Genomic DNA, 24,643 nt, shown 5'->3' on the forward strand with positions numbered 1-24,643 from the left:
CCCCTCTCTCTTTCTATACTTTCAAAAATCGTCTGACGGACATCATGCTTCCCCATATGCCGATACATGCACCTAATAAGACGAGCACAGCCGCCACTTGCCATGCAAACGGATAAAATGGGAGAAGTTGAAAAAATGTATCTTTTAATCTCGGGTACAATAAATCAAATATGTACGAATAGGCGGACAGGACGATGGCAATTGGCACAATCGAACCTAATACACCGAGCCATAGCCCTTCAAGGAAAAACGGCCAGCGAATAAATCCGTTAGTCGCCCCTACTAATCTCATAATCTCAATTTCACGACGACGGGCAAAAATTGTAATTTTAATCGTATTTGAGATGAGAAACATCGCCGTAAATAATAATCCGACAATGAGCGCCAATCCGACGTTGCGAATCGTCGTCGTTGCCGCAAATAGCTTTTCAATTTGTCCTTTCCCGTATTTGACTTTGCTGACAGAAGGCAAAGTTTCAATTTGTTTTGCGATTTTTTCTGTATCAAGCGGATTTTCTGCTTTCACAATAAATACGTCACTTAACGGGTTGTCTTGTTCAAATAGACGGAACGATTGACCATCTTCTCCAAAGCTTTCAATCAATTTTTGTAGCTCTTCATCTTTAGATGAATACGCCACTTTTTCCACGCCAGAAAGAGCTTCAAGCTTGGCTCGAAGCGCATCTTTATCCGCATCTGTCGCGCTCAAATCGACATGCACGCGAATTTCAACATCGCGCTCAATTTGCTTCGTTATATGTTGAATATTGAGCATAATGACGAGAAACACGCCGACAAGCAAAAGCGTTACCGTAACAGCACTAATGGATGCAAATGTCATCCAACCGTTTCGTCCGAGACTTTTAAAACTTTCACGAAAATGGCGGCGAAGGGTGTTAAGCTTCATAACCGTATTCCCCCTTCACTTCATCGCGCACAATTTTGCCGCGCTCAATCGCAATGACACGCCTGCGAATCGTGTTGACGATTTCGCGGTTATGCGTTGCCATCACAATGGTCGTCCCACGATCGTTAATTCGCTCGAAGATGTCCATAATTTCCCAAGATGTATCTGGATCTAAATTTCCCGTCGGTTCATCAGCAATAACAATTGCTGGATTGTTGACGATTGAACGAGCGATCGACACCCGCTGTTGCTCTCCTCCAGACAATTCATCAGGGTAAAAGCGCGCTTTATGTTTTAGTCGCACTAAGTCAAGCACTTCCATGACGCGCTTGCGAATGTTTTTTGGCGATTCCTCAATAACTTCCAAAGCAAACGCGACGTTTTCATACACCGTTAACTTTGGAAGAAGCTTGAAGTCTTGGAAGACGATCCCGATATTTCGGCGAAGCAAAGGGACTTTGCTATTTTTTATATTCGCTAAGTTCACGCCATTAATCATAATTTTGCCGCTTGTCGGATTCTCTTCGCGATACATCATTTTAATAAACGTCGATTTCCCAGCACCGCTCGGACCGACGACATATACAAATTCACCTTGCTTAATGCGAACGGAAATGCCGTTTAATGCGATCACTCCGTTCGGGTATGTTTTATATACATCTTGCATCTCAATCATAAGCAACCACCTAAGTATTCGATGTTTTTCTACATATTCCTGCAAAATTCTCGCCTTGTTCATTATATCATCATTTCCGACAAAAAGGGGGGCGAATTTTATTTACAGTTATATTTCAAGAGTGTTACAAATGAAAAGAGGATGCACAAAATCGCATCCTCTTACTTTTTCGCAGCTAACCATTCCGCTACTTTATCTACATCGTCGCCTTTGAGTAAGCCACCGGGCATGCCCCCGCGACCATTTGCGATAATATCTTTAATTTCATCTTGCGAATATTTTCCGCCTACTTTATCAAGCGCTGGACCGACGCCGCCTTCTAAGTTTTGTCCATGGCAGCTTGCACACGTTTTTTTGTAAACGGCTTCCGCTGCTGAAGCGGTATCCCCTCCGCCGTTTGCTGGTTTTTCGCTTGTGCTATCCCCCCCACCACAGGCTGCTAACACAATCGCTGTACCAGCGAATAAACTAAGTAGCTTTTTCTTCATACGTATATCCCCCTTGTAAACATTTTCATACATTTCTATTATATCGTATCATTTTTACGTTAGGCACGTTTAAATCCTTCCCCAAGCACTTCTGCTGCATCCATAACGACGACAAATGCAGACGGATCAATGGTTTTCACTAATTGTTTCAATTTTGTGAACTCACTTTGTGCCACAACGCACATGAGCATCGTGCGCTCTTTTTCTGTATATCCGCCGTATGCATGTAGTTTTGTCACACCGCGGTCAATTTTATGCAAAATCGCTTCTCGCACTTGTTCTTCTTTCGTTGTAATAATCATCGCCATTTTTGAATTGCCGAAACCAACTTGAACAAAGTCAATTGTTTTACTCGTCACAAATAATGCGATTAACGCATATAACGCCCGTTCTAAATCAAATACGAACGCCGCCGTTAACACAATTAAGCCATCAATTAAAATGACGCATGTCCCTAACGATAAACCTGTATATTTATGAATAATTTGAGCAGCTAAGTCGGTTCCTCCTGTTGATGCACGACCGCGGAACACAATGCCTAATCCTACGCCGACGCCAATGCCGCCAAATAATGCCCCAAGCAACGGATCATGCGTTGCTGGTGCCACATCATGTGTCAAATAAACGATAAACGGTAAAAAGGCAGTACCAACTAATGTTTTGACACCAAACTGCTTTCCGAGCAATAGCACACCTGCGATAAATAATGGAATGTTAAGCGCCCATTGTACGTACGCTGGCTGCCAACCGAGCGTCGCATGTAAAATCGTACTGATGCCGCTTACCCCACCTGATGCGACACGATTCGGAAGTAAAAATAAATTGAACGCAACGGCCACAACGGCCGAGCCGACAAGAATATATACGTATTCTAGCACTTTTTCAACGAATGGATTTGTTATGTTGCTTCTTTTTCGCATGCCTCTCACCTTCCTTTGTGAGTATAGCATGCCCGATATAGGAAGTAAATGACATCGAATTAACGCAATAATGATTTAATATAGTGAAGTTAATATAGGTCTCCCCGATTTCCAATCGCTTCGATGTAAATCATTTGCTCGTGGTGATCAATGCGGAAAAGAATGCGGTATGTGCCAACACGTAAACGGTACAAACTTTGTTGTCCTCTCATTTTTTTAATGTCTCCTTGAGGAGGGCTGTAAAGCAATCCCTGTAATGCTATAACTATTCGTTCTTGTACTTCTTTCTCTTGCTTAGCAAGAAATTTTACTGCTTCCTTACGGTAAATCAACTTGTAAGCCAAATTCACGTTTTGCATCACCACCAGTCACATATCCTTCATCTCCTTGTAACTGCCGTTTTTCTTCTTCTGTTAACAACGCTTCTTCTTCACTTACTTCCTCTACTTCATCCCACCATTTATGATCTTTTTTTGATCTTTGCAGTAAATGCAATAAAAATTCATATGCTGATTTTTGATCGGATTCGCTTAACTGTTCAATCATCTCATGAAGCACTTTTTTGTCTACTGCCATGCTATTCCCTCCTCGTATAGTATGTTTAGAAAGATTTTTAAATCGAATTTCCAGTTGGATATGCTCCTTGACAATCGCATATGTGTAAGTGATTTGCCCACGGGGGAGGGGCGCGCCCCTCCCCCGTGGATGGCACTACATCGGGGTTGGACTTTTCGCGATGTTCTTGGATAATGGTCTTAGGATCATCGGGGACACTCTTCTCTCTCCTGTAGCTTTGACTACTTAGAAAGTCTGTCTCCCCGGCTCCTGTTCGGACTTCTAACCCGCAGGCTGTTCCCGTTGGTTTCCCATGCTGGAAGGAGCAGCTTCCAGGCAGCCCATGGCCCAACGTGAGTTCTCATATGCGAGGGTGACTGGTCAACAGGCGCGGTCCGGGGGCATCCCGAAGAGTCCCAACCCCACGATCCTACTACGATTGGAGGTGATCTCATGAAACTCTACGTCGGGATTGACGTGAGCTCAACGGACTTATACACGTGTATCATGGATCAAGAAGGAAACACGTGCGCCCAATTCAAGGTGGACAATCATCTCCTTGGCGCGACCTTCCTTCGCGATCAAATCCTCCTGTGGGCCAACAAGCGCCAACCATCCGAAATTCTCATCGGGATGGAAGCCACTTCGGTCTACAGCTGGCATCCAGCGATGTTTTTCCACCAACAGGAGGAGCTGAAGTCTTGGAATGTCAAGGTGTTTACCATCAATCCAAAGCTCATTCGCAAATTTAAAGAAGCGTACACTGACTTGGATAAAACGGACGGCATCGATGCGTGGATCATCGCCGATCGGCTTCGCTTTGGCCGTTTGAAAGTGACAGCTGTCATGCAAGAACAGTTTATCGCCCTTCAACGGCTCACGCGCATGCGCTATCATCTCGTCCATCAGCTGACTCGGGAAAAGCAGTACTTCCTCCAACACTTGTTTTACAAGTGCAGTTCCTTTACCCAAGAGGTGGACAGCTCCGTGTTCGGACATGCCATCTTAGAGCTTCTTCTCGAGTCGTTTAGCTTAGACGAAATCAGTCAGATGGACGTGCAACAGCTCGCTGACTTCTTGCGCCAAAAAGGACGCAATCGCTTTGCCGATCCGGAATGCATCGCCAAGTCCATTCAAAAGGCGGCTCGTTCGTCGTATCGGCTTTCCAAATGTGTCGAGGATTCCATCGACTTGCTTTTAGGGCTATCAATTCAATCCATCCGTAGCCTTCAAGCGCAAATTAAAGAGCTAGATAAAGCGATTACTCGCCATTTGGAAGGCATCCCAAATACGTTACAAACGATTCCCGGCATTGGTCCGGTCTACGCCGCTGGCATCTTAGCCGAAATTGGACAAATCGAGCGCTTTGACAACCAAGCCGCCTTAGCAAAGTATGCAGGTTTGACTTGGTCTAAGCACCAGTCCGGTCGGTTCCAAGCCGAGGAGACTTCCCTCATTCGTTCCGGCAATCGCTATCTCCGTTACTACCTAGTGGAGGCTGCCAACTCGGTACAACGGCATGATGCGTCGTTTCGCACCTATTACCGGAAGAAGTATGAGGAAGTACCAAAGCACCAACACAAACGAGCCCTCGTCCTCACCGCTCGAAAACTCGTGCGTGTGATCGATGCGCTGCTACGCAACGGTCAAATCTACACGCCAAGAAAGGGGGAAGATCGATAGGGGTATCGATCTAACTGATTTTGCATTAAAACCCAGTTAATGACATAAGACAAGACTGGGCTTCTTAAGTATTGCCTTTTTTCGGGTCATCGGACAATCGAATTTCCAATTTCGATGATTTTTCACCTTGACATATTACCGCAGGACTTTCGTTATGTCCAGATTATCACGCTCTTTTTTTAGATGTCAATAATATACAACAAAAGGTGCCCATAACGGACACCTTACCCTTGTTTTAACTTCGAACGTAAATAGGCGTCAATAAAGACGTCTATTTCGCCGTCCATTACCGCTTGCACGTTTCCGACTTCGGTATTTGTTCGATGATCTTTTACGAGCGAGTACGGATGAAACACGTAAGAACGAATTTGGCTTCCCCAACCAATTTCTTTTTGTTCCCCGCGAATTTCCGCAAGCTCCGCTTGTTGTTCTTCTAGTTTCTTTTGGTACAACTTCGCTTTCAACATATTCATCGCTTTTTCGCGGTTTTTAATTTGTGAACGTTCCGATTGACACGTCACAACAATGCCAGTTGGAATATGTGTAATGCGTACAGCTGAATCCGTCGTATTGACGTGCTGACCGCCGGCACCGCTTGAGCGATACGTATCGACTTTTATTTCATCTGGACGCACGTCAATTTCAATGTTGTCATCAAATTCAGGTACAACTTCGCACGAAACGAACGATGTATGACGGCGACCGGAAGCGTCAAACGGAGAAATGCGCACGAGACGATGCACGCCTTTTTCCGCTTTTAAATATCCGTATGCATTATGCCCTTTAATTAGCAACGTGACGCTTTTAATTCCCGCTTCCTCACCAGGCAAATAATCGAGCGTTTCCACTTTGTATCCTTTTTTCTCCGCCCAGCGCGTGTACATACGCAACAACATCGATGCCCAGTCTTGTGACTCCGTTCCACCTGCACCAGGATGAAGTTCTAAAATGGCATTATTTTTGTCGTACGGTTCATTTAATAGTAACTGCAGTTCAAATTCGCTAAAGTCTTTCGATAGTTTTTTCGCCTCAGCTACAAGCTCTTTTTGCAGTTCTTCATCTGGTTCTTCTTTGACAAGCTCGTATGTCACTTCTAAATTTTCAAATCGCTCTTCAAGTGAACGAAACTCGCCGACTAAATCTTTGAGCGCATTCGCCTCACTAATGACCGCCTGAGCCGCTTTTTGATCGTCCCAAAAGTCAGGGGCAGCCATTTGCGCTTCTAGTTGTTCAATGCGGGCTTCTTTCGTTTCGAGGTCAAAGAGACCCCCTAATATCCGCTAATCGCTTAGCCATTTTTTCAAGCTCTTGCTTAATTTCTACTAAATCGATCATGTCCTTCACCTCAACCATTATTGTATGCAAACATCTCGGCGGACGCAACATAACGAAAGCGAGGGAACATCCCTCACTTATCGTCCGCAACAATGTTTATATTTTTTTCCGCTTCCGCATGGGCACGGATCATTTCGGCCGACTTCCACCGCTTTTTTCACCGGCTTACGTTTCACTTCTTCGCCTTCTTTCGGGTGGACAGCTTCTCCTTTGGCTACTTCTTGTCGCTCTAAGTTGCTTTCGATTTCTGCTTTCATAATGTAACGCGCAACTTCTTCTTCAATAGAAGCAATCATCGCTTCAAACATCGCATACCCTTCCATTTGATATTCGCGCAATGGATCAATTTGACCGTACGCACGTAAATGGATGCCTTGACGAAGCTGTTCCATCGCATCGATATGTTCCATCCATTTCATATCGACCGCACGCAACACGATGACGCGCTCAAACTCGCGCATTTGCTCGGACGGAATGCGGCTTTCTTTTTCATCGTAACGCGCACGTACTTTATTCCAAATGAATTCAATCATTTCTTCTGGATCTTTGCCGCGCAAGTCGTTGACAGTCACATCTCCTTCTGGAAGGAGGTTCGCTTGCACATAATCAACGATCGCTTGCACATTCCATTCTTCTGGCATTTCTTCATCTGGTGTATGCGTACGCACGACGCGCTCGATAACCGATTGAATCATTTTTTCAACAATGTCGCGCAAGTTTTCTGAGTCAAGCACTTGGAAACGTTGACGATAAATAATTTCGCGTTGTTCGCGCAATACATCGTCGTACTGCAATAGTTGTTTACGCGCATCAAAGTTGTTTCCTTCCACGCGTTTTTGTGCCGACTCGACCGCTTTAGATACGATTTTACTTTGAATTGGCTGTGAATCGTCCATCCCTAAGCGATCCATCATCGCCATCATATTTTCTGAGCCGAAGCGACGCATGAGTTCATCTTCAAGCGACAAATAAAATTGCGATACCCCAGGGTCACCTTGACGGCCGGAACGACCGCGCAACTGGTTGTCGATGCGGCGGCTTTCGTGACGCTCCGTACCGATGACCGCTAAACCGCCAAGCTCGCGCACACCTTCACCGAGTTTAATATCCGTTCCGCGTCCTGCCATGTTTGTCGCAATCGTTACTGCCCCTTTTTGACCAGCTTGCGCAATAATTTCTGCTTCTTTCGCATGGTTTTTCGCGTTTAACACGTTATGGCGAATGCCGCGCTTCGTTAACATGCCCGATAACAATTCAGACGTTTCAATCGACACCGTACCGACGAGAACGGGTTGTCCTTTCGCATGACGTTCCGCAATATCTTCAACAACCGCACGAAACTTTCCTTCCATCGTGCGATAAATTAAGTCTGGGCGATCATCGCGAATGACTGGTTTATTTGTCGGAATAACGATGACTTGCATATTGTAAATGTTACGAAACTCTTCTTCTTCTGTTTTTGCTGTTCCCGTCATCCCCGCCAGCTTTTCGTACATGCGGAAATAGTTTTGGAACGTAATCGTCGCAAGCGTCATCGATTCGTTTTGAATTTCAAGCCCTTCTTTTGCCTCAATCGCTTGATGAAGCCCATCGCTATAGCGACGTCCGCGCATGAGACGGCCTGTGAATGGGTCGACGATGACGATTTTTCCGTCCTCAACGACGTAATCGACGTCGCGCTGCATCACAACATGGGCACGCAACGCTTGACTAATATGATGGTTTAACGTCACATGTTTTAAATCGAATAAGTTGTCGATTCCAAACGCGCGCTCTGCTTTGTTCATTCCTTCTTCCGTCAGCTGCACGCTTTTCGTTTTTTCATCGTACGTATAATCGACATCGCGTTTTAGTGTGCGCACAAATGCGTTCGCTTGAATGTACAATTTTGTTGATTTTTGAGCCGTACCTGAAATAATGAGCGGCGTCCGCGCCTCGTCAATTAAAATGGAGTCAACTTCGTCAATGATCGCATAATGAAGCGGGCGTTGCACCATATGTTCTTTATAGAGCACCATGTTATCGCGCAAATAGTCGAAACCAAACTCGTTATTCGTTCCGTATGTAATGTCGGCGTTATAAGCCGCTTGCTTTTCTTCACGCGACATACTGTTTAAATTCAGTCCAACAGATAAACCTAAAAACTGATACAGTCTGCCCATTTCATTTGCGTCGCGGCTTGCTAAATATTCGTTGACCGTGACGACATGGACGCCTTTTCCAGTTAACGCGTTTAAATATACCGGCATCGTCGCTGTTAACGTTTTTCCTTCCCCTGTTTTCATTTCAGCAATATTGCCTTCATGAAGGGCGATGCCCCCCATCAATTGCACTTTATATGGATACATGCCGAGCACGCGTTTTGCAGCTTCACGAACGACCGCAAACGCCTCAACAAGTAAATCATCAAGCGTTTCGCCTTTTTCAAGACGCGCCTTAAACTCTTCTGTTTTTTGACGCAACTCGTCATCAGAAAGCTGCGCCATTTGTGGACCGAGCGCATCAATTTCATTTGCGATTTTTTCTAATCGCGCAATTTGCCGTTTATTCGGGTCAAACACTTTTTTCAACATTCCAAGCATATGAAAACGCTCCTTAATTATAGAATCACTAATCTACATGATATCATTTACAGGAAAAGGTGACAACTCATACGGAAAAGGGCGATGGGGAAAAAGAAAAAGCCAGCATCTTCGCTGGATTACACTTGCGACTGTAGTTGTTCAATGGAGGCTTCCACTCTAAGCAAACGTTTATTTAATGCATAAATTTCAAATCCTTTTTCATCGATCTTTTTATAAATGTTTTGCAGTAATGTGTGCACGTCATTCGCCAGTTGAACTTCGAGACGATGCACCGTTTCTTTGACTTCGTCTAATTGTGTTTCAACGCGTGCAAGGCGCTTCTTGACATCACACATTTCTTCCTCGAGGCGACTAATCCGCTCATTTGTTTCTTCCATTTTTTGTTCAAGCGCCACTAATCGAGCCTCCATGTTTTCAAAACGCTGATCGATTTGAGCGAATCTTTCATCAATCTGGGCAAATCGCTCATCAATCTGCGCAAATCGCTCATCAATCTGCGCAAATCGCTCATCAATCTGCGCAAATCGCTCATCAATCTGCGCAAATCGCTCATCAATCTGCGCAAATCGCTCGTCAATTTGAGCGAATCGTTTATCAATCTGTGTAAACCTTTCGCGCACTTCTTGTTGAAAAGACAAGAAGTTGCTTTCGATATTTGTCAATTTTGCTAAAATTTCGCGTAAAATCGCTTCCATCCTTTTTTCACCTCCTTTCACATTATACCACCCCCTGTCTTCATTCGACAGAGGGTGGTAAGATTAGTTCGCTTCAATTAAGCCATATTTGCCGTCTTTTCGTTTGTAAACGACGTTTGTGCGGTTTGTTTCTGCATTAATAAAGACGTAAAAGTTATGGCCAAGCATGTTCATTTGCAAAATCGCTTCTTCGCTATCCATCGGTTTTAAGCTGAAGCGCTTCGTACGCACAATTTCAAATTCTTCTTCCTCATGCTCTTCTGTTGCCACAGGAGCTGTTGTTGTGAGAGTCACACCGTTTGCTTCTTTTTCGCGCATTTTTCGATTCACTTTCGTTTTATGTTTACGAATTTGGCGTTCAAGTTTATCAACGACCAAATCGATTGCCGCATACATATCGTCATGGCGCTCTTCGGCACGCAACACGATTTGTGGCATTGGAATAGTGACTTCAATTTTCGCCTGCTTATCATTATATACTTTTAAGTTAACGTAAACAGTAATTCCTTCGGTTGATTCGAAATAACGCTCTAATTTCCCGATTTTTTTCTCGACATACTCTCGAATCGCTTGTGTAACCTCGATGTTTTCTCCGCGAATGTTGTATTTCATACGCTGCTCCTCCTTTTATGAAAGGTTAGTTACTTATTTCTACAATTCCCTACAAAACTCCTTCTCAATCGTCACATTTTTTGTGAAAAAATGATGAACAAAACAATGGATAATTATGCTATAATTTATAGATGATGAAAAGCGTTCGTATTTTTTTACTGAGGTGTTATCGCATGCGTAAAGTGTACATATTTGAAGCAAAAAGCGGCGATGTGCTCGCTGTCGACATTTATGGACCAAACGGAGCTGTTTTGCTTGCGAAAGGGGTAAAACTCACCGACTCATACATTCGTGGACTGCGCGAAAATGGCATTCGTCATATTTATATTCACGATATTTTTACATTTGATATTGAAGAAAAGCCAATGATTAGTTCGGTTGTGCGGCAACAAGCGGTAAAAAAAGTGTATGAAACGATGACGGAACTAATCGAAGAACAAAAGGCTGTCCAGCGCGTGTCTTCGCTTGACCTCGGACAAGAATATCAAAAAATATTTAAAGAGATTTTAGACTATTTATTAAGTCGAGAAAACTTGCTCATTAACTTATCTGACCTTGTCATTTCAAAAGGATATTTCTTTCATCACTCGGTTAACGTGGCAACAATCGCAGGTGTTATCGGATTAGCGAAAGGATATTCATCGCAACAATTGCTTGATTTAGGCGTTGGCGCACTTTTATTCGATATCGGCATGACACAAATTCCGAGTGCACTATGGGGAAAAAAAGGGCCGCTTAGTCCTGAAGAACGTCGGGTCGTTTCCCATCATACTGAATTTGGATTTGAATTACTAAAAAAACAAAACAACGTTTCACCGTCATCCGCTTATTGTGCACTTCAACATCACGAGCGTTTTGATGGGAGCGGCTATCCACATCAAGCAGCCGGTAAATACATTCATGAGTTCGCGCGCATTATCGCCATCGCAGACGTATTCGACGCGCTCACTTCTCCGCGCGACCATCGCCAACAACATTCGCCGCACGAAGCAGCTGAATATTTATGCGCAGCCGGCAATACGTTGTTTGACTATGAACTCATTAAAACGTTTTTAAAATATGTCGCCATTTACCCGCTCGGCACAAACATCGTATTAAACACAGGATATCGCGGTGTCGTCTCAAACATTTTCCCTGAATATCCGCTTCGCCCTGTCGTTCGCATTTTACAAAATCCAAACGGGGAAGTGCTCAAATCACCGTTTGAAATTGACTTACGAAAAGAAGTAAACGTCACGATTGTCGAAGCGTTTTAAACTACAAAAGGTGCGATTCGCTCGCACCTTTTTATTATTGCTCCACATACGGACGAAGATGTTGCATCACACTTACTTTCCACGCTTCAAATGCTGGTGCTACATGCTTCTCGACAATTTGTTGCTTCGCGTTTGGATCATGTAGCTTTCCGTCTAATTTCCACGCCTCATCGGCTACCGCAGAAAAACGAGCAATTTCCTCTAACACCGCGCGATCATCCGCAAAAAAACGTGCGAGCGAACTCCGATTCGTCTCATCAATTTGACCGAACGCCATAAAAATATCCGCAAGCACAACATCTCCTTGCGTTCGCTCATAGTTCGTAAAACTTTCACATACATACGCAAATCCTTCTTCAATCGTCTCTAAAAGCGCCACGTACTGTTGGATAACTGCTAATTGTTCATGCGATAATTTCACCATTTTCATACCTACCTTTTCTTATCATAAAACATGCCATCAATAGACAGTGGTTCATATGGATGGTTATAATGTTTGACAACCGTTTTCGTTTTTTTCGTTTGCTTTAAGTCGAACTGAATTTGCTGCTTCAATTGCTGTAACTTTTCATCAATCTCGGCATTCAATGCTAATATTTCTTGCCCCATCTTCCGCTCTTCCGCTGTCAAAGAAGAAGGGAGCTTCGCAAGCAACCGCTCCCTCTCCTCAAGCAACTGCTCAATCCGCGCGATCACCTCATCGCGTTTCTCCTTCGATACAGGCTCTCGCAACACATTCGCAAGCTGCCTCGTCGCTTCCAACAGCGTAAAAACAACGCTCATCACGCTTGTCCACCTTGCGCATATTGACGTTGACGATTGATTTGAATCACTTGCTTCCACGTATCGCGAAATTCTTTCACGTACCCTTCTACTTCCTCTAAAATCGTCACATCGCTTTTAATGTTGGCTTCTACAAGTCGACGATACATATAGTCATACATCGTCATCATCGACTTTGCCACTTCATATTCCATATTGAGCGTGACCATAAGCTCTTGAATAATTTTTTGCGCTTTTAATAAGTTTGTGTTGCGTGCTTCAATATCTTTGTCCTCGATCGCTTTTTTCGCTTGCGCAATAAACTTTAAGCAACCATTGTAAAGCATAAGCGTTAATTCCCCAGGTGACGCCGTTTGCACCGCGTTTGTTTGATATGATTGATACGGATTATTCATCGCCATGTTTGTTACCTCCTAAATTATTGTGCTCCACCGCCAAAGGCGTTCATGAGATACATGCTTTGCGAGTTCGCACGTTGTACCGCTTTTTCCATCGCGGAAAACTGCTTCCAGTATCGGTCTTCAACTTTCTTTAACCGATCTTCAAAGGCATCAATTCGTTTATCTAAATCGTTTAAGCTTTTTCCGATTTCAAACTGGCTGTTCGTCCAAACGGTTTTACCAGCTTTTTTCTCAATTTTTCCTATTGTATTTTTGATCGTATCACGTAAACGTTGCGCAATCCCTTTTGTGTCAAAGTTTGAGCCACTAGCGTTAAACAGCTGGTAAACAGCATTCGGATCGTTTTCAATTGCTGCACGCAATTTCGTTTCATCAATAATGAGCTTTCCATTTTCTAAATAGTTGCTAGACGTCGTAATCCCAATTTCCGAAAGCGTATCATAGTTCGTATTGACAGGCGAGTTGCTCACTTTGCTGTAGAGATCTAAACGCATTTGGCCTAAACCGCTTGATAAAATCGAATCGCGGCGAAGAAGCCCACTTTTCGCCTTTTGTTCCCATAGTTCAACTTGCTTCTCCGTCATCGCTTCTTTTTGCTCATCCGTTAACGGCGTATAGTCGCGATACCGCTCTTCCGATAGTTTACCATTGATTTTGCCAATCACTTCGTTATATTTGTCGACGAAGCCTTTAATTACATTGAACATTGCATCTGTATCGTTTGTCGTCGTAACAGAAGCCGTTCCTGTTTTCTTGAGCGTATAAGTAACGTTATTAATCATAAATGTATTCGTCGAGCGTGATGTCGAAAGACCGTTAATTGTAAATTGCGCATTCTTTCCTGCTGTTTTTCCTGTCAATTCTGCACCATCTGTAACTCCTGTAAATCCGAGGCTTTGGAAAAACGAGGCAGTCGTTGCATCCCCCATTTTTAAACTTGCTGAGGCTCCTGTATCTTTTTTTGTAATTGAAATTTTCCCTGTCTGTGTATCACGGAACACCGTAATGCCAAGGTCGCTATTGCTGTTTAATTGAGAGATAACCGCATCTAACGACGAGTTGGCTGCGATTGTAATCGTTACCGGATTTGTTGTTGGGCTTGTGCCGTCACCATTTGTTACGTTAATTTTCAGCGTCGTATCTGTACGGCTTGGTGTATAACTAGAAGCAGCTGCAGAAATCCATGTTGCTGATGTCGCGACTTCTGTGACAGTTAAGTTTGTGCTAATGTTCACCGCACTCGAATTTGCTGTTGCCGCGACGACGCTCTCATCCGAACTTACCACTTTCTTCTTTAACATACTGCTTTGCAATGTCAAATTATTAAAAACATAGCTATCTAAGTCTTGCAACAACGTATTCATCGAGCGATAGTCATCACGCTGCCATTCTAAAATTTGTTTCTTTTGCTTTAGTTTATCAAGCGGCATTCGTTCCGCTTTCATTAAATCGCCAACGATTTTATCAATATCCATGCCGCTCGCTAAGCCACCGATACGCATTGTACTCATGCCCTCTCACCATCCTCTCAAATTTTTCGATCAACAATCAACCCGACAAACTTCATCATCGCCGCATACATATCTAACAGCTTTTTCGGCGGAATTTCGCGCACAACTTCTTTTGTTCGATCATCAATGAGTTGAATATAATACTCTTTTAAATCTTCATGCACAGTAAACTTTAACGACGTATGGCTCGGCTGTAAAAATTCATTCATTCCTTTGACGATTTCTTCAAGTTTTTGTTTTGGAATACGTTCTTCCTCTTGCTTGACTGTCGCTTGCTGCACGGTCGTTTGCTCTTGTTTTTGCTGCTCTGCTGGACGCTCTGTCGTTGTTTTTTCATGCATATATGTGGAAGAAAGAGAAGAAGAAATACGTTCAATCATCATCATTCGCCCCTTTGACATATACGTTTCTACTGTTTATATCGGTTAGAAAAGAAAAATATGAAGTCATTTCGTACATAAACAAACGAGATCATGAATGAAACAGCGAAATAAAAAATTAATCCTATTAATCGACATAAAAAGAGGCACTAGCCAAGCTAATGCCTTGTTGTTGAGCATGCAGTTAATTAACAATATTACAGGCAATTAAAGTTTATACTGTCACGAAACTTACGCAAGGAAGTCCCTGCCTTTAGGCACGGGGAGGAATTGCACCTTACGCAAGTTCCGCCACCCCCTTTCCATAAGCATATCCGTCAAATCGCTGAATGACTTGGACATATCTATAATTTATTCCTTGTGCGATACGCTTTCCGTCCTTGCCTTTAATATCGAAACTTCCAGTCTTTCTACATGCGACTTCGCCAAACCAAACGCCTTGATATTTCCCTCTTGGGACAACAGCCTTAACCATGTCCCCTGTTTGAAAACCAAAGAAGAATTTTTGTCTTGCAAGATAACCTCTTGGGAAGCCATATCTATCTAGGTTTGTACGAGAGCGACTACCACGCCCTTTTGCCTTGATAAATAACACTTCTTTTGTTTTGAAATATAAGTGATTTGTTGTGCTTTCGCCTACACAACAAGCGTCAAAATAATGTGTTTTCGGCAAGTCTAAACGAATACGATTCATTTTTGTTCGTGCACCTGTTCCACACTCGACATCTAATCCTGTCTGCTTTAACACTTCATACGCTTTCCATCTTGTCGAGTTGATAGCACTTGTATCCTTTAATGATTCTTTGACTTGCTTTTGAATGTGCGGATACCCGAATTCTTCTGCTGTCTTACTTCCTTTGCGCTGATTACAGTCATGACAGGCAAGACATAGGTTATCCACTCGGTCTGTTCCACCTCTCGATTTTGGAATGATATGCTCCACTTCAAGTGGAACATTTTCTTTTCCGCAATAACAACACTTCCGCCCAAACTTTTCAAGCAAGTATTCTCTTACTTCATATCCTTGTAGCGTGCCTTGTTGATACTCTACACCATTGATTTCAGGATTTCGCATGAGTTGCGTGTCGAATTTGGCATTTTCGTATGATATATGTCCAATGGGGCATAACTTTTTTAGACGGCTAACCCATGTTTGGATATTTTGCACACGACTCTCTAGTGATGGAGGCAACCACCCCTCCTTTCGCTTGCGGTTCAGAAAGCGTGGTTTTCTGTATCGAGTTTTTCGATTTCGTCTTGCTCGACGAAAAGCACGCCTTTTATCTATTCTTTCCTTGATGTCTGTGCGATGGTCAAGTTGCCCTAACCATACCACTTCTTGTCCTCGCAAAATCGCTAATCCTGTATGCCTGCTTCCATAGTCGATTTTTAGCCGATATGTTGCTTTAATTTCTGATTCGTCTACTGATTTTTTCAAGATGATGGTAAATGGAAATCGCCTGTAAATCGCCGCCTTCCCTTGTTTCAACAGCTTTCTTGCAACTGCTTCGTGACAAGGAGCAAGCGGACGTTTGTTTGTGTCTAACACAAAAACCATAGGGTTCTCCCCTTTCCTCTGCATAAAGCAGGTCATATTCTCCTCGACCATGTTATAGATGCTTGTTATGTGCAAGACACTAGCGCTACCCACCACGCTTGTTTAACCTTGCACGACAGAGGAACGGGCTGGAGAAGCACCCGAACGTGTCATGACATCTATAACGTAGGCTCTGTTTCAAGCCTTGGTCTGGTCAACATGGGGCTTACAAGCCCATGACTTTAGTCATTGGGTTGTTGACCAAAAGCCCCATTTTCAAATTTGAATGAAACGTAATACAAGCATTTTTGTTAATTAAGCATCTCTACTTCTTTCAAATGTTGCCAAGCTTTTGTAATGTGCTTCTCTTTAAATATCTTCCGTTTCCGTTTGTTCCAATTGTGGATTTCTTCAACGATTGACTGAATATCATCTTTTATATCTGGCTTTTCCTTAACAACCCAATGTACAGTTGAAAGCAATTCTAGCCCATATGGAGTTTCAAACCCTTGAATAATATCCCTTACTCTTTTTAAGTGCTTATAGGCTTCGGAATCGTCCATCAAATACTGCTCCGCTTTTTGGACTGCATCTGGTATTAAGTAAATTTCTGCATCTCTGCTGCGATCGCCAAAACCACGAATAAAATGGCCATCTAAGCGCAATAATACATGATTTAAATTGTCTGCATATGGACCATATTTGCTTTTTTCAAATCTTAGTTTAAGGGGTTCCCCTACTGCTTGGAGAAAATACGCTAGCTTTTGCACTTCAAGCAAAGATAGCCGATAACCTGGAATGGAGTAATCATTCATTAGCATAAGAAATAATGCTCTAGATCTTGTCATCTTTGGAGGTTCTGTACGTATCTTTATTTGATCGGGTTTAGGGCTTCCTGCAGGCTCGTATAAATGTACTTCCACATCTTGTAGATGTTTAAAAGCTGCTTCAATTTTAGGACGTACTTCATCCCATCTCAGCCCGCCATTACCACAGCCAAGCGGCGGAATCGCAATTGATTTTATATCGAGTTCCTTAACTACCTTTACTAAATCCACTAACCCTAACTCTATATCTTCCATCCGGGATTTATTTTTCCAATGGCGTTTTGTAGGAAAATTAATAATATATTTTGGGTTCAACAACGATTTAGTGGAAACGACATGCATTTTGCCTGGCTGTACTTCCTTGCGGCGGCAAGCCTTTTCATACTCCGAAAACATTTCCGGGTATGCTTGCTTAAATTGCAGAGCGATTCCCTTCCCCATCACTCCGACACAATTGACCGTGTTCACTAACGCTTCTGCTTCATCTTCTAAGAGGTTGCCTTGTTTTAGGATGATCATTGCATCACCTCCTTCAGTAGTACCAATGCGGCCGGACAGCTATCGGTTTATGGCAATGACATTGGTACATAATCTCTTCAACTTTTTGCTTCATTTTATCATTTTTAACCCCGATGCCTAAAATCATATCAATAGGAACAAATTGATACACTAAAAACTCCGCTTGCCTTCTTCTTTCCCGATCGGGGTTCTCTTCCGTCTCAAACCAAAATTGAGAGCGCATAACGTTCCAGTCGATTTTGTCCAAATCCTTTAAATCGTTATAAAAATCAGTAAATTTCATAATGGCATGCCCATCCGTAAACACATAACCTAATCCTCTATGATGGATCACATCTGTCCTAGACACAAGATAAATAATCTCATCTTGTCCTTTTGCGTACCCGTCTACACGTCCTTTGTTAATAGCATATAACATCGGTGACCTAGGTGCAAAGTAAAAAGGAACATAATCATGTAAAGTGCCATAAGGAGGAAGCGGAACGGATATGATTGATCTCCTAGCTTGTATACGTGTATGCGCAATATTGACATACGATACACTTTTCACCTTCGCCACGTTATTTGCCACTAATCCGCCGTGACAAAGGATCGATGGAAGGTTGCTATAGTGGGTGATATGGTAGAGCCATTTTTTATAAATCATCACGTCAAACACCCTACTGTTTAGTTTTATATGTGGAAATAAAATATTTCATAAATGATCGATGGCGTGCATTGCCCGACAGACAAATTATAAAACTAGTATGCAAACCGTCTTTATGTGGGTTTACATTTTTTCTTACAATAAAATACAGTTCATAATTTTAGAAATATTTCATAATCTTCAACCTGAATTACAGCTCCTATTTCTTTTTGGTATACAAAACCCGATGATGTATAAAAGTTTGTGTAAAGCATTTTTCTAGACCAAAAGAAAAAAGGTAGGGTATTCTCTGATTTAGCCATAACACATTCCAGAGAAAGGAGTACCCTATCTATTCAGAGATCCCCCTATTTATCTTACATTACACAAAATTCTTGACGGTACCGTAGCAATAGCTCACAAACGCAATTTTTCCGATAACTCATCAATTTTTATTAACGAATCAGAATCTGTGACAATTCTGTAAAGGTTGCTTGAATCACAAAAATTAATAAACCATTGTAAGTCTTCAATAACTTCATTTGAAATGTAACCAAAGTAAGCAAAATAACAAGGGGAATCTTCTTTAGAAATATTATACTCTATAATGTCACTAACTTTTTGTAAAAGTCTTTCAATTAAGTCATTTATCATTTTAATTTTCTGAATGGAAAGATAACAGCTAATTAATTCCATAGTAACTCCTCCTTTTATAATTGAATTTATCCATATTGTAAAGAAGCATCAGTTACTTTGTAAAATACTCTCATTCTTCAATTATTGATAAATAATAGCTACTCTTAAAGGCACCTCTTTCTTTTTGAAAATCTCCTAAAAAATTCTCGATTTTCCTTAAAAAATCTATAATTTCCGTTGAACATAGCTCATAACGATAAAAACACTACTTCATAAAATTAGTTAAAAACTTTTCCAAAGCATGAGGGATACATTATAATAAAATATAGAACGTATGTTCCAGAAAAGAGGTGAAATAATGCACGATTTCTCACAGTTAACCCCCATACAACAGAACATCTTAATTGCCAGCATTATTGGCGACGGAGAAATTACAAAGCTTTATAAAAATAGTAGGAGGAAAAATCACAGTTATCGTGAACATTTTGGCATTGACCAAGAAGAATATCGAAAATGGAAAGTTTCATTTTTTAACGACCTTTTATATATCACGCATAAAAGTCAATGCGTCCGTTCATCATCACTACCATTGTTTACAAAATTATATCCTCATTTTTATCACGATGACGGCTCTAAGCACATACCGCTTTCTTTGCTATCCTATTGTACGCTGCCGCATTTTCTTTCCGTTTTGTATATGGACGATGGCTCGCTCTCCATTTCTTCCTAAGTAAATCGGCGAAAGAAATGTATTTATTTAACGCCTCATATTTATCTCTACTTGCAATGTTACCCGCCCCACGAACTGCAACAATTACAGCACCACACTTTTACTCATTTCGGCATCACGTTTCACTTAAGCAAATGCCCCGATGGACAAGGCAGTATTTTAAAAACGACATCGGTAAAAGACACGTTCCTCTTCTTTGAAACGATCTCCCCTGTTATTCATGACTGTCCGTCTATGTATTACAAAACAAACTGGAACGAGCGATTCAAAGTAGAGAAACGCAAATGGAAGAGCAAGTTTCCTAATTTCGATATTTTCGTAAGCAGCTCCGAGCGCGTGAAACCGTATTCCACTGAAGAAATACGGCTACTGAAAGAAATGAAGCAAGAAGGAGCTACGATTCAAGAAATCGCCAACGCACTGCAAAGAAGCTATTGGTCCGTTGTGCATAAATGGAGAGAGATAAAAGATAAATAAAGTGTTCATGAAAAAAGAGACCCTAGATAATCTAAGGTCTCTTTCCGTTTGTGTACGATTAACGAAGCAATTGTAATACTCCTTGTGGTTGTTGGTTGGCTTGCCATGCCTCAACGTCTTTCGATCGTTGTGTAGACTATATCTTCACCCTCAGCTTTACCTGTTAGGGGCTGGGCACTTCGGGAAATTCCCTACGGACTTCATCACCATAGCTCTCGCCTTAGGTGGTATGTCCTAGTCGTTGAACCTTCTCCAGAGTTTCCTCACAGGAGCTTGGCTGCTGATTGCCCATTGTATCATCTTTCCTTTTTTCACGCCGTCACGCCTGCCGTTTCCAGCTTCGTTGTGGCAAGGAAAGCTTTAGGGCTTCCCAGCAATTCACCCAGTTATCCTCTTAACCGTTTCCAGCTAAGACGCCCTTCCAATCAAATTACCGAAGTAACTGCAAAACTCCTTGTGGCATTTGATTGGATTGAGCCAACATTGCTTGTGCTGCTTGAGAAAGAATGTTGTTTTTCGTAAACTCCATCATTTCTTTCGCCATCGTGCGAACATTTGCTTTCGCAAACGACTAGACTATATCTTCACCCTCAGCTTGACCTGTTAGGGGCCGGGCACTTCGAATGATATAGGACGATGGAGCATCCTACTCACCCTACGGACTTCATCACCATAGCTCTCGCTTTAGGTGGTATGTCCTAGTCGTTGAACCTTCTCCAGACTTTCGTCACAGGAGCTTGGCTGCTCGGTTGCCCAATCCTTTGACTTTTCAAGCCGTCACGCTTGCCGTTTCCAGCTTCGTTGTGGCGCCAAAGGCTCTAAGGGGTTTCCAGCAATTCACCCGGTCATACTCCTAACCGTTTCCAGTTAGGACGACTGTGCTTGTCACCGCTTATGCGGCTAAAGCATAATCTACGTCACGGATACGAGATTCAGCTGCTGTTAAGTTCTCAGCTGATGTACTTAAATTGTTGATAGTGTGCTCTAAACGGTTTTGCCATGCACCAAGAGTAGAACGCTCTTTTGAAACTTCTTTTATAGCGTTATCGATTGTTGTGATTGCAGCTTTAGCATTTGTATAACTACTAATATTTGGACCAGTAACTGAAGTTGTTTTCCCAACTACTTTAATATTGTATTCATCACCAGCACTCCAAGCAGCTTGAGCATTTATAGTGATTGACTGTCCAGTTTCAAAAATATCAAAATTTGTCGCATCTAAAGTTAAGTTTTGGCTTGCCACATCACTACCTGTATTAATAGTAGCTTTTTTTCCATTTATTGTAACTTCGAAAACAGCATTAGTTCCCGAACCATCTGGAGCTGTAAGTACCTTAACTTTAATATCTAAGTTATCTTTTTGTGTATAGCTAGATACATTAACATTTCCTTTCCCAGTAATTACCTCGTTTGTTTCATTTACAACAGCTACCTCACTTACACTTGAAGCAGTAGTAGCTGCTGTTCCAACATTCAGCACAGTACCAGTAGCTTTCATATTTCGAATACTAATCGATAAATTTTGATCTTCATTAGCTCCAATTTGTAAATTTCCGCTAAAATTACCATTAAGTAAATATTGTGTGTTAAATTGGGTTGTATTAGCAATTCTGTCAATTTCTTGAGCTAATTGATTCATTTCTTCTTGAAGAGCATCTCTATCTTGAATTACGTTTGTGTCGTTAGCAGCCTGCACAGCTAATTCACGCATACGCTGAAGAATAGAATGAGTTTCATTCAAAGCCCCTTCTGCTGTCTGGATAAGCGAGATTCCGTCCTGTGCGTTGCGGCTAGCTTGCTCCAATCCGCGAATTTGCCCGCGCATTTTTTCAGAAATTGCCAAACCTGCTGCGTCATCGCCAGCTTTGTTAATACGAAGACCTGAAGACAATTTCTCCATGTTTTTTGCAGCGTTAGAGTTACCGATAGTTAATTGACGATACGTATTTAACGCCGCGATGTTGTGGTTAATTCTCATTTTATATTCCTCCTTGAATATGTTTTTCCCACGTCCGTGTGGTTTTGTTCAGCAAGAATGAAGTCGGCCGCCCTTCTTTCTCGCTCTCATGTTTATTATCGGCTCGTTTTTTCAAAGTTTAATAGGTTGCGAAAAAAATTTTATACTTTGACGTCAAGAAATTGTGAAAACGGCGATGGTTGTTGAATTTCTTTAATGATGTGCGCTGGGTCGTCTTTATGTTTGTTGATCATTTCGTTTAAGGCTTGTTCGGCAATGGCCTTATTGTCTTGCACAATGCGCGCGATGACGCCAGGAACGTGAACGTCGCCGATGCTAACGCTCATTTTCTTCCCCTCCCTTCCTTAGTTGATCGGATAGTTGTTGAAGCGAAGTGGCGGAGGCGAGAGATGCCGCGCTGTTTTCTTGTTGAATAGCGAGATATACTTCTTTCCGATGTATATCGATATGTTTCGGCGCGCGAATGCCGAGCTTGACTTGGTCGCCGTCGATGGCGAGAACGACGACTTCGATATCGTCGCCGATGTGGATCGCTTCTTTTATTTTGCGCGTTAATACAAGCATGTTCCCGCCTCCTTATTTCGCCTCAACCGTTTCTGGAAATAGCCGATGTTTCGTTTTGTACGGTGTATTTGTTAAAATGACTTGTTTGCCGATTCGTTCATGAACGTTAATGACGACAGGCGCCTGTAAGTTCGCTGTCGTATTTGTAAACGGCTCTGCGACCGTTAAAATGACGTATAGCGCCACATCGTTTTCTTTTTGTATTTTCAGCTGCTCACACGTCGTATCGTCCAATTCGATTTCGTACGTTGGGAAGTACGAAAACGGCTCAATCATGACGAAAGCAACGTCTTTATTTTGTATTGATTGTAAAATTGTAAATGGCGAATCGTGAATCGGCAACAAGGCGAATTGTTTTTCATGTTCAAACCCCGGTAGCCCGTTTTCAAATGAAACGAGTGCCAGCTGAGAAAGCTGAACCGTTCCATGATATTTCGTTTCAATATTCATGTTCATCCCTCATTTATACGGTCACGTCAATGCGCAAGTTGTTGTGACGCGCTAAGTCAATATGCACAACGTTTGGTTTGTAATCGATTTGCACAGGGCGTGGCTCAATATGAATACGAGCATTTGATGTTTGCCAGTTCATATTGATATGTCCTGGCTCAAAACTGACTTTCACACTAAATGGGCGTGGAATAAGCCCGACATTATAATCAAAAGGCGGTCGTTCGCTATTCGCCTCTGCCTGCATCGCGAGTACATCACCACCTTGTTCGATGCGCATTAATTCATCGCCTTGTATCGCTGTCGTTTCTAAATATGATAACCAACTGGCATAGCCGTCTTGCGCAGCTTCTTCAATGCGACGGAAAATGTGCTTTAAATCGACGTCCGCCCACGCTTCCGTCTGGTCGATCGTCAGGCGCGGTGGCGTTGTTTTCATCTCGACTTGCGGTTGCGGCTGCTCAAGTGACATGTCCGCTTGCGGCTGAAGCATATTCATATACCCGCGTTCAACTATAATAGATAGCTGGGCAAACGTCGCTTGCATCGTCAGTTGCGGGATTCTCAACATTCATCATCCCCTTAACGTAAAAAATCAACGAGCGTCGGCTGAATGATGCGCGCCCCGACGGAGAGTGCCGCGCGATGCACACTTTCTTGCGACTTTAATTCCGTAATAATTTTTTCAATATCCGCATCTTCATTATCGGAAATCATTCGTTTGGCGATCAGCTGTTGTTCGGCAAGACGTTGCTCCACGAGCTCTAAACGGTTCACGCGCGCACCGAGTTCCGCACGCTCTGCGAGTACGTCGTTTAAATGATTATCCAAATCGGATAATAAGTTATCTAAAGTTTTTCCTGATGTCGATGTGCCATTTAATACATTTTCAATATCCTGCAACGTTTCAAACAAACCTTCGTTAAACACATTATCTGGGGTGACATTAATTTTTAATTTTACCCCTTTTGCCACTTCAACCATAAAATCGTGGTTGTTGTTATCGACAGTCGGAGGCGAGCCGTCTTTGACCGGCGCTTGTTCAATTTTTGTGCCGTTAAAAATATATTTCCCTGCTACTTTTGTGTTCGCGACTTGCACTAAGTCTTTTTTTAACTGCTCAATTTCTCGCGCAATCGCTTGACGATCTTCGGGACCGAGCGTTCCGTTTTTCGCTTGCACGACAAGTTCACGGGCACGCTGCAAAACGTTCGTCGTATGACCTAACGCCGATTCGGAATTTTCCATCCACGTATACGCTTCCGATAAATTGCGCTGGAATTGTTCAATTTCCGTTAAACTTGTACGATAATGCATGCCTTTCATCGCCACGACAGGATCTTCCGATGGACGATGAATTTTTTTCCCTGTCGCGAGCTGTTGCTGATACGTGCCAAGCTTATCGTAGCTTTTGCTGACGTTGCGAAGCGTATTGTTTGCAAGCATCATTTGTGTCACGCGCATACGTTACTCACGAAACTTACGCAAGGAAGCCCCTGCCTTTAGGCACGGG

29 protein-coding genes and 1 pseudogene are annotated in these 24,643 nt (G+C 42.6%); 4 read left to right on the plus strand and 26 right to left on the minus strand.

Annotation, left to right across the window (positions count from 1 at the left end; genetic code table 11):
• Window positions 1-13: 13 nt before the first annotated feature.
• The 6 genes from ftsX to NSQ23_RS14225 form a co-directional block, all read right to left on the minus strand.
• The gene (gene ftsX, locus NSQ23_RS14200; protein WP_339171627.1) at window positions 14-907 is read right to left on the minus strand and encodes a permease-like cell division protein FtsX; all 894 of its coding nucleotides are present in this window, start codon (window positions 905-907) and stop codon (window positions 14-16) included.
• Window positions 897-1,583 (minus strand): cell division ATP-binding protein FtsE, encoded by a 687-nt coding sequence (ftsE, locus tag NSQ23_RS14205; RefSeq protein WP_339171630.1) that lies wholly within the window; start codon window positions 1,581-1,583, stop codon window positions 897-899. The genes ftsX and ftsE overlap by 11 nt, the downstream gene beginning before the upstream one ends.
• Before the next feature lie 161 nt (window positions 1,584-1,744).
• Entirely contained in the window at window positions 1,745-2,071 is a 327-nt protein-coding gene (cccB, locus tag NSQ23_RS14210) for a cytochrome c551 (RefSeq protein WP_004892600.1), read from the minus strand.
• A 59-nt stretch (window positions 2,072-2,130) separates the two neighbouring features.
• Entirely contained in the window at window positions 2,131-2,991 is an 861-nt protein-coding gene (locus NSQ23_RS14215) for a YitT family protein (RefSeq protein ID WP_004892603.1), read from the minus strand.
• 89 nt (window positions 2,992-3,080) lie between these two features.
• Window positions 3,081-3,341: a type II toxin-antitoxin system RelE/ParE family toxin gene (locus tag NSQ23_RS14220; RefSeq protein ID WP_035019276.1), complete on the minus strand. Its 261-nt coding sequence runs from the start codon at window positions 3,339-3,341 to the stop codon at window positions 3,081-3,083.
• Window positions 3,310-3,567, minus strand: coding sequence for a hypothetical protein (locus NSQ23_RS14225; RefSeq protein ID WP_004892607.1), 258 nt, complete (start codon window positions 3,565-3,567; stop codon window positions 3,310-3,312). The genes NSQ23_RS14220 and NSQ23_RS14225 overlap by 32 nt, the downstream gene beginning before the upstream one ends.
• Window positions 3,568-3,999: 432 nt before the next feature.
• Between NSQ23_RS14225 and NSQ23_RS14230 the strand changes: the two genes are divergently transcribed.
• On the plus strand, window positions 4,000-5,229 hold the full coding sequence (locus tag NSQ23_RS14230) for an IS110 family transposase (protein WP_339170721.1): 1,230 nt from the start codon (window positions 4,000-4,002) through the stop codon (window positions 5,227-5,229).
• Window positions 5,230-5,453: 224 nt separating this feature from the next.
• On the opposite strand, the gene prfB is transcribed toward NSQ23_RS14230, so the two are convergent.
• The 4 genes from prfB to raiA form a co-directional block, all read right to left on the minus strand.
• Window positions 5,454-6,561, minus strand: a protein-coding gene (gene prfB, locus NSQ23_RS14235) for a peptide chain release factor 2 (RefSeq protein ID WP_148284872.1) whose coding sequence is annotated in 2 segments (ribosomal slippage) — window positions 5,454-6,488 and window positions 6,490-6,561 — 1,107 coding nt in all. Because the reading frame shifts where the segments join, the coding sequence is not laid out codon by codon here.
• An 80-nt stretch (window positions 6,562-6,641) separates the two neighbouring features.
• Window positions 6,642-9,146: a preprotein translocase subunit SecA gene (secA, locus tag NSQ23_RS14240; RefSeq protein WP_339171636.1), complete on the minus strand. Its 2,505-nt coding sequence runs from the start codon at window positions 9,144-9,146 to the stop codon at window positions 6,642-6,644.
• Window positions 9,147-9,265: 119 nt separating this feature from the next.
• Entirely contained in the window at window positions 9,266-9,844 is a 579-nt protein-coding gene (locus NSQ23_RS14245) for a hypothetical protein (protein ID WP_339171638.1), read from the minus strand.
• Between the two features lie 63 nt (window positions 9,845-9,907).
• Window positions 9,908-10,456 carry a ribosome-associated translation inhibitor RaiA gene (gene raiA / locus NSQ23_RS14250; RefSeq protein WP_064220999.1) on the minus strand — a complete coding sequence of 183 codons (549 nt, stop codon included), beginning with the start codon at window positions 10,454-10,456 and terminating at the stop codon, window positions 9,908-9,910.
• Window positions 10,457-10,629: 173 nt separating this feature from the next.
• On the opposite strand from raiA, the gene NSQ23_RS14255 reads away from it, so the two are divergent.
• On the plus strand, window positions 10,630-11,712 hold the full coding sequence (locus NSQ23_RS14255) for an HD-GYP domain-containing protein (RefSeq protein WP_339171641.1): 1,083 nt from the start codon (window positions 10,630-10,632) through the stop codon (window positions 11,710-11,712).
• 34 nt (window positions 11,713-11,746) lie between these two features.
• Here the strand turns inward: NSQ23_RS14255 and NSQ23_RS14260 are convergent, their stop codons facing one another.
• The 9 genes from NSQ23_RS14260 to NSQ23_RS14300 form a co-directional block, all read right to left on the minus strand.
• Window positions 11,747-12,136, minus strand: a complete 390-nt coding sequence (locus NSQ23_RS14260) for a hypothetical protein (protein WP_091702290.1) — start codon at window positions 12,134-12,136, stop codon at window positions 11,747-11,749.
• 8 nt (window positions 12,137-12,144) lie between these two features.
• Window positions 12,145-12,495: a flagellar protein FliT gene (locus tag NSQ23_RS14265; RefSeq protein ID WP_004892626.1), complete on the minus strand. Its 351-nt coding sequence runs from the start codon at window positions 12,493-12,495 to the stop codon at window positions 12,145-12,147.
• Window positions 12,495-12,896: a flagellar export chaperone FliS gene (gene fliS / locus NSQ23_RS14270; protein ID WP_339171646.1), complete on the minus strand. Its 402-nt coding sequence runs from the start codon at window positions 12,894-12,896 to the stop codon at window positions 12,495-12,497. Before fliS ends, NSQ23_RS14265 begins: the two co-directional genes overlap by 1 nt.
• Before the next feature lie 17 nt (window positions 12,897-12,913).
• Window positions 12,914-14,407 carry a flagellar hook-associated protein 2 gene (locus NSQ23_RS14275; protein WP_339171649.1) on the minus strand — a complete coding sequence of 498 codons (1,494 nt, stop codon included), beginning with the start codon at window positions 14,405-14,407 and terminating at the stop codon, window positions 12,914-12,916.
• 17 nt (window positions 14,408-14,424) lie between these two features.
• Entirely contained in the window at window positions 14,425-14,787 is a 363-nt protein-coding gene (flaG, locus tag NSQ23_RS14280; RefSeq protein ID WP_192954449.1) for a flagellar protein FlaG, read from the minus strand.
• A 277-nt stretch (window positions 14,788-15,064) separates the two neighbouring features.
• Window positions 15,065-16,345 carry an RNA-guided endonuclease IscB gene (iscB, locus tag NSQ23_RS14285; RefSeq protein WP_339174436.1) on the minus strand — a complete coding sequence of 427 codons (1,281 nt, stop codon included), beginning with the start codon at window positions 16,343-16,345 and terminating at the stop codon, window positions 15,065-15,067.
• A gap of 290 nt (window positions 16,346-16,635) precedes the next feature.
• Window positions 16,636-17,670 carry a macro domain-containing protein gene (locus NSQ23_RS14290; protein WP_339171652.1) on the minus strand — a complete coding sequence of 345 codons (1,035 nt, stop codon included), beginning with the start codon at window positions 17,668-17,670 and terminating at the stop codon, window positions 16,636-16,638.
• A gap of 13 nt (window positions 17,671-17,683) precedes the next feature.
• Window positions 17,684-18,316, minus strand: a complete 633-nt coding sequence (locus NSQ23_RS14295; RefSeq protein ID WP_004892636.1) for a DUF4433 domain-containing protein — start codon at window positions 18,314-18,316, stop codon at window positions 17,684-17,686.
• A 396-nt stretch (window positions 18,317-18,712) separates the two neighbouring features.
• Window positions 18,713-18,991 (minus strand): hypothetical protein, encoded by a 279-nt coding sequence (locus NSQ23_RS14300; RefSeq protein ID WP_339171654.1) that lies wholly within the window; start codon window positions 18,989-18,991, stop codon window positions 18,713-18,715.
• A 298-nt stretch (window positions 18,992-19,289) separates the two neighbouring features.
• Here NSQ23_RS14300 and NSQ23_RS14305 point away from each other — a divergent pair, with 298 nt between their 5' ends.
• Together NSQ23_RS14305 and NSQ23_RS14310 are read left to right on the plus strand one after the other, a co-directional pair.
• Entirely contained in the window at window positions 19,290-19,661 is a 372-nt protein-coding gene (locus NSQ23_RS14305) for a hypothetical protein (RefSeq protein ID WP_339171656.1), read from the plus strand.
• Window positions 19,662-19,712: 51 nt separating this feature from the next.
• Window positions 19,713-20,138 (plus strand): hypothetical protein, encoded by a 426-nt coding sequence (locus NSQ23_RS14310; RefSeq protein WP_339171658.1) that lies wholly within the window; start codon window positions 19,713-19,715, stop codon window positions 20,136-20,138.
• Window positions 20,139-20,568: 430 nt separating this feature from the next.
• Here NSQ23_RS14310 and NSQ23_RS14315 read toward each other — a convergent pair.
• The 7 genes and pseudogenes from NSQ23_RS14315 to flgL form a co-directional block, all read right to left on the minus strand.
• Window positions 20,569-20,682: pseudogene (locus NSQ23_RS14315) on the minus strand (flagellin); the annotation flags it as partial.
• 348 nt (window positions 20,683-21,030) lie between these two features.
• Window positions 21,031-22,116 (minus strand): flagellin, encoded by a 1,086-nt coding sequence (locus NSQ23_RS14320; RefSeq protein ID WP_339171660.1) that lies wholly within the window; start codon window positions 22,114-22,116, stop codon window positions 21,031-21,033.
• Window positions 22,117-22,256: 140 nt separating this feature from the next.
• The gene (locus NSQ23_RS14325) at window positions 22,257-22,442 is read right to left on the minus strand and encodes a hypothetical protein (protein WP_339171662.1); all 186 of its coding nucleotides are present in this window, start codon (window positions 22,440-22,442) and stop codon (window positions 22,257-22,259) included.
• A complete protein-coding gene (gene csrA / locus NSQ23_RS14330; RefSeq protein ID WP_003397376.1) occupies window positions 22,432-22,680 on the minus strand; it encodes a carbon storage regulator CsrA in 249 nt (82 codons plus the stop codon). Before csrA ends, NSQ23_RS14325 begins: the two co-directional genes overlap by 11 nt.
• 12 nt (window positions 22,681-22,692) lie before the next feature.
• Window positions 22,693-23,130 carry a flagellar assembly protein FliW gene (gene fliW, locus NSQ23_RS14335; RefSeq protein WP_004892651.1) on the minus strand — a complete coding sequence of 146 codons (438 nt, stop codon included), beginning with the start codon at window positions 23,128-23,130 and terminating at the stop codon, window positions 22,693-22,695.
• 13 nt (window positions 23,131-23,143) lie between these two features.
• Window positions 23,144-23,701 carry a DUF6470 family protein gene (locus tag NSQ23_RS14340; protein ID WP_339171664.1) on the minus strand — a complete coding sequence of 186 codons (558 nt, stop codon included), beginning with the start codon at window positions 23,699-23,701 and terminating at the stop codon, window positions 23,144-23,146.
• A gap of 11 nt (window positions 23,702-23,712) precedes the next feature.
• The gene (flgL, locus tag NSQ23_RS14345; RefSeq protein ID WP_339171667.1) at window positions 23,713-24,594 is read right to left on the minus strand and encodes a flagellar hook-associated protein FlgL; all 882 of its coding nucleotides are present in this window, start codon (window positions 24,592-24,594) and stop codon (window positions 23,713-23,715) included.
• Between the last annotated feature and the right edge of the window lie 49 nt (window positions 24,595-24,643).

Origin of the sequence: Anoxybacillus sp. FSL W8-1294 (assembly GCF_037965005.1) — a bacterium.
Taxonomy (GTDB): Bacteria; Bacillota; Bacilli; order Bacillales; family Anoxybacillaceae; genus Anoxybacillus; species Anoxybacillus flavithermus_G.

Excerpts from the sequence above, each read along its gene's own strand:
- ftsX (WP_339171627.1), bottom strand. The coding sequence starts at position 907 with ATGAAGCTTAACACCCTTCGCCGCCATTTTCGTGAAAGTTTTAAAAGT.
- ftsE (WP_339171630.1), bottom strand. The coding sequence starts at position 1,583 with ATGATTGAGATGCAAGATGTATATAAAACATACCCGAACGGAGTGATC.
- cccB (WP_004892600.1), bottom strand. The coding sequence starts at position 2,071 with ATGAAGAAAAAGCTACTTAGTTTATTCGCTGGTACAGCGATTGTGTTA.
- NSQ23_RS14215 (WP_004892603.1), bottom strand. The coding sequence starts at position 2,991 with ATGCGAAAAAGAAGCAACATAACAAATCCATTCGTTGAAAAAGTGCTA.
- NSQ23_RS14225 (WP_004892607.1), bottom strand. The coding sequence starts at position 3,567 with ATGGCAGTAGACAAAAAAGTGCTTCATGAGATGATTGAACAGTTAAGC.
- NSQ23_RS14230 (WP_339170721.1), top strand. The coding sequence starts at position 4,000 with ATGAAACTCTACGTCGGGATTGACGTGAGCTCAACGGACTTATACACG.
- secA (WP_339171636.1), bottom strand. The coding sequence starts at position 9,146 with ATGCTTGGAATGTTGAAAAAAGTGTTTGACCCGAATAAACGGCAAATT.
- NSQ23_RS14245 (WP_339171638.1), bottom strand. The coding sequence starts at position 9,844 with ATGGAAGCGATTTTACGCGAAATTTTAGCAAAATTGACAAATATCGAA.
- raiA (WP_064220999.1), bottom strand. The coding sequence starts at position 10,456 with ATGAAATACAACATTCGCGGAGAAAACATCGAGGTTACACAAGCGATT.
- NSQ23_RS14255 (WP_339171641.1), top strand. The coding sequence starts at position 10,630 with ATGCGTAAAGTGTACATATTTGAAGCAAAAAGCGGCGATGTGCTCGCT.
- NSQ23_RS14260 (WP_091702290.1), bottom strand. The coding sequence starts at position 12,136 with ATGGTGAAATTATCGCATGAACAATTAGCAGTTATCCAACAGTACGTG.
- NSQ23_RS14265 (WP_004892626.1), bottom strand. The coding sequence starts at position 12,495 with ATGAGCGTTGTTTTTACGCTGTTGGAAGCGACGAGGCAGCTTGCGAAT.
- fliS (WP_339171646.1), bottom strand. The coding sequence starts at position 12,896 with ATGGCGATGAATAATCCGTATCAATCATATCAAACAAACGCGGTGCAA.
- NSQ23_RS14275 (WP_339171649.1), bottom strand. The coding sequence starts at position 14,407 with ATGAGTACAATGCGTATCGGTGGCTTAGCGAGCGGCATGGATATTGAT.
- flaG (WP_192954449.1), bottom strand. The coding sequence starts at position 14,787 with ATGATTGAACGTATTTCTTCTTCTCTTTCTTCCACATATATGCATGAA.
- iscB (WP_339174436.1), bottom strand. The coding sequence starts at position 16,345 with ATGGTTTTTGTGTTAGACACAAACAAACGTCCGCTTGCTCCTTGTCAC.
- NSQ23_RS14290 (WP_339171652.1), bottom strand. The coding sequence starts at position 17,670 with ATGATCATCCTAAAACAAGGCAACCTCTTAGAAGATGAAGCAGAAGCG.
- NSQ23_RS14295 (WP_004892636.1), bottom strand. The coding sequence starts at position 18,316 with ATGATTTATAAAAAATGGCTCTACCATATCACCCACTATAGCAACCTT.
- NSQ23_RS14300 (WP_339171654.1), bottom strand. The coding sequence starts at position 18,991 with ATGGAATTAATTAGCTGTTATCTTTCCATTCAGAAAATTAAAATGATA.
- NSQ23_RS14305 (WP_339171656.1), top strand. The coding sequence starts at position 19,290 with ATGCACGATTTCTCACAGTTAACCCCCATACAACAGAACATCTTAATT.
- NSQ23_RS14320 (WP_339171660.1), bottom strand. The coding sequence starts at position 22,116 with ATGAGAATTAACCACAACATCGCGGCGTTAAATACGTATCGTCAATTA.
- NSQ23_RS14325 (WP_339171662.1), bottom strand. The coding sequence starts at position 22,442 with ATGAGCGTTAGCATCGGCGACGTTCACGTTCCTGGCGTCATCGCGCGC.
- csrA (WP_003397376.1), bottom strand. The coding sequence starts at position 22,680 with ATGCTTGTATTAACGCGCAAAATAAAAGAAGCGATCCACATCGGCGAC.
- fliW (WP_004892651.1), bottom strand. The coding sequence starts at position 23,130 with ATGAATATTGAAACGAAATATCATGGAACGGTTCAGCTTTCTCAGCTG.
- NSQ23_RS14340 (WP_339171664.1), bottom strand. The coding sequence starts at position 23,701 with ATGTTGAGAATCCCGCAACTGACGATGCAAGCGACGTTTGCCCAGCTA.
- flgL (WP_339171667.1), bottom strand. The coding sequence starts at position 24,594 with ATGCGCGTGACACAAATGATGCTTGCAAACAATACGCTTCGCAACGTC.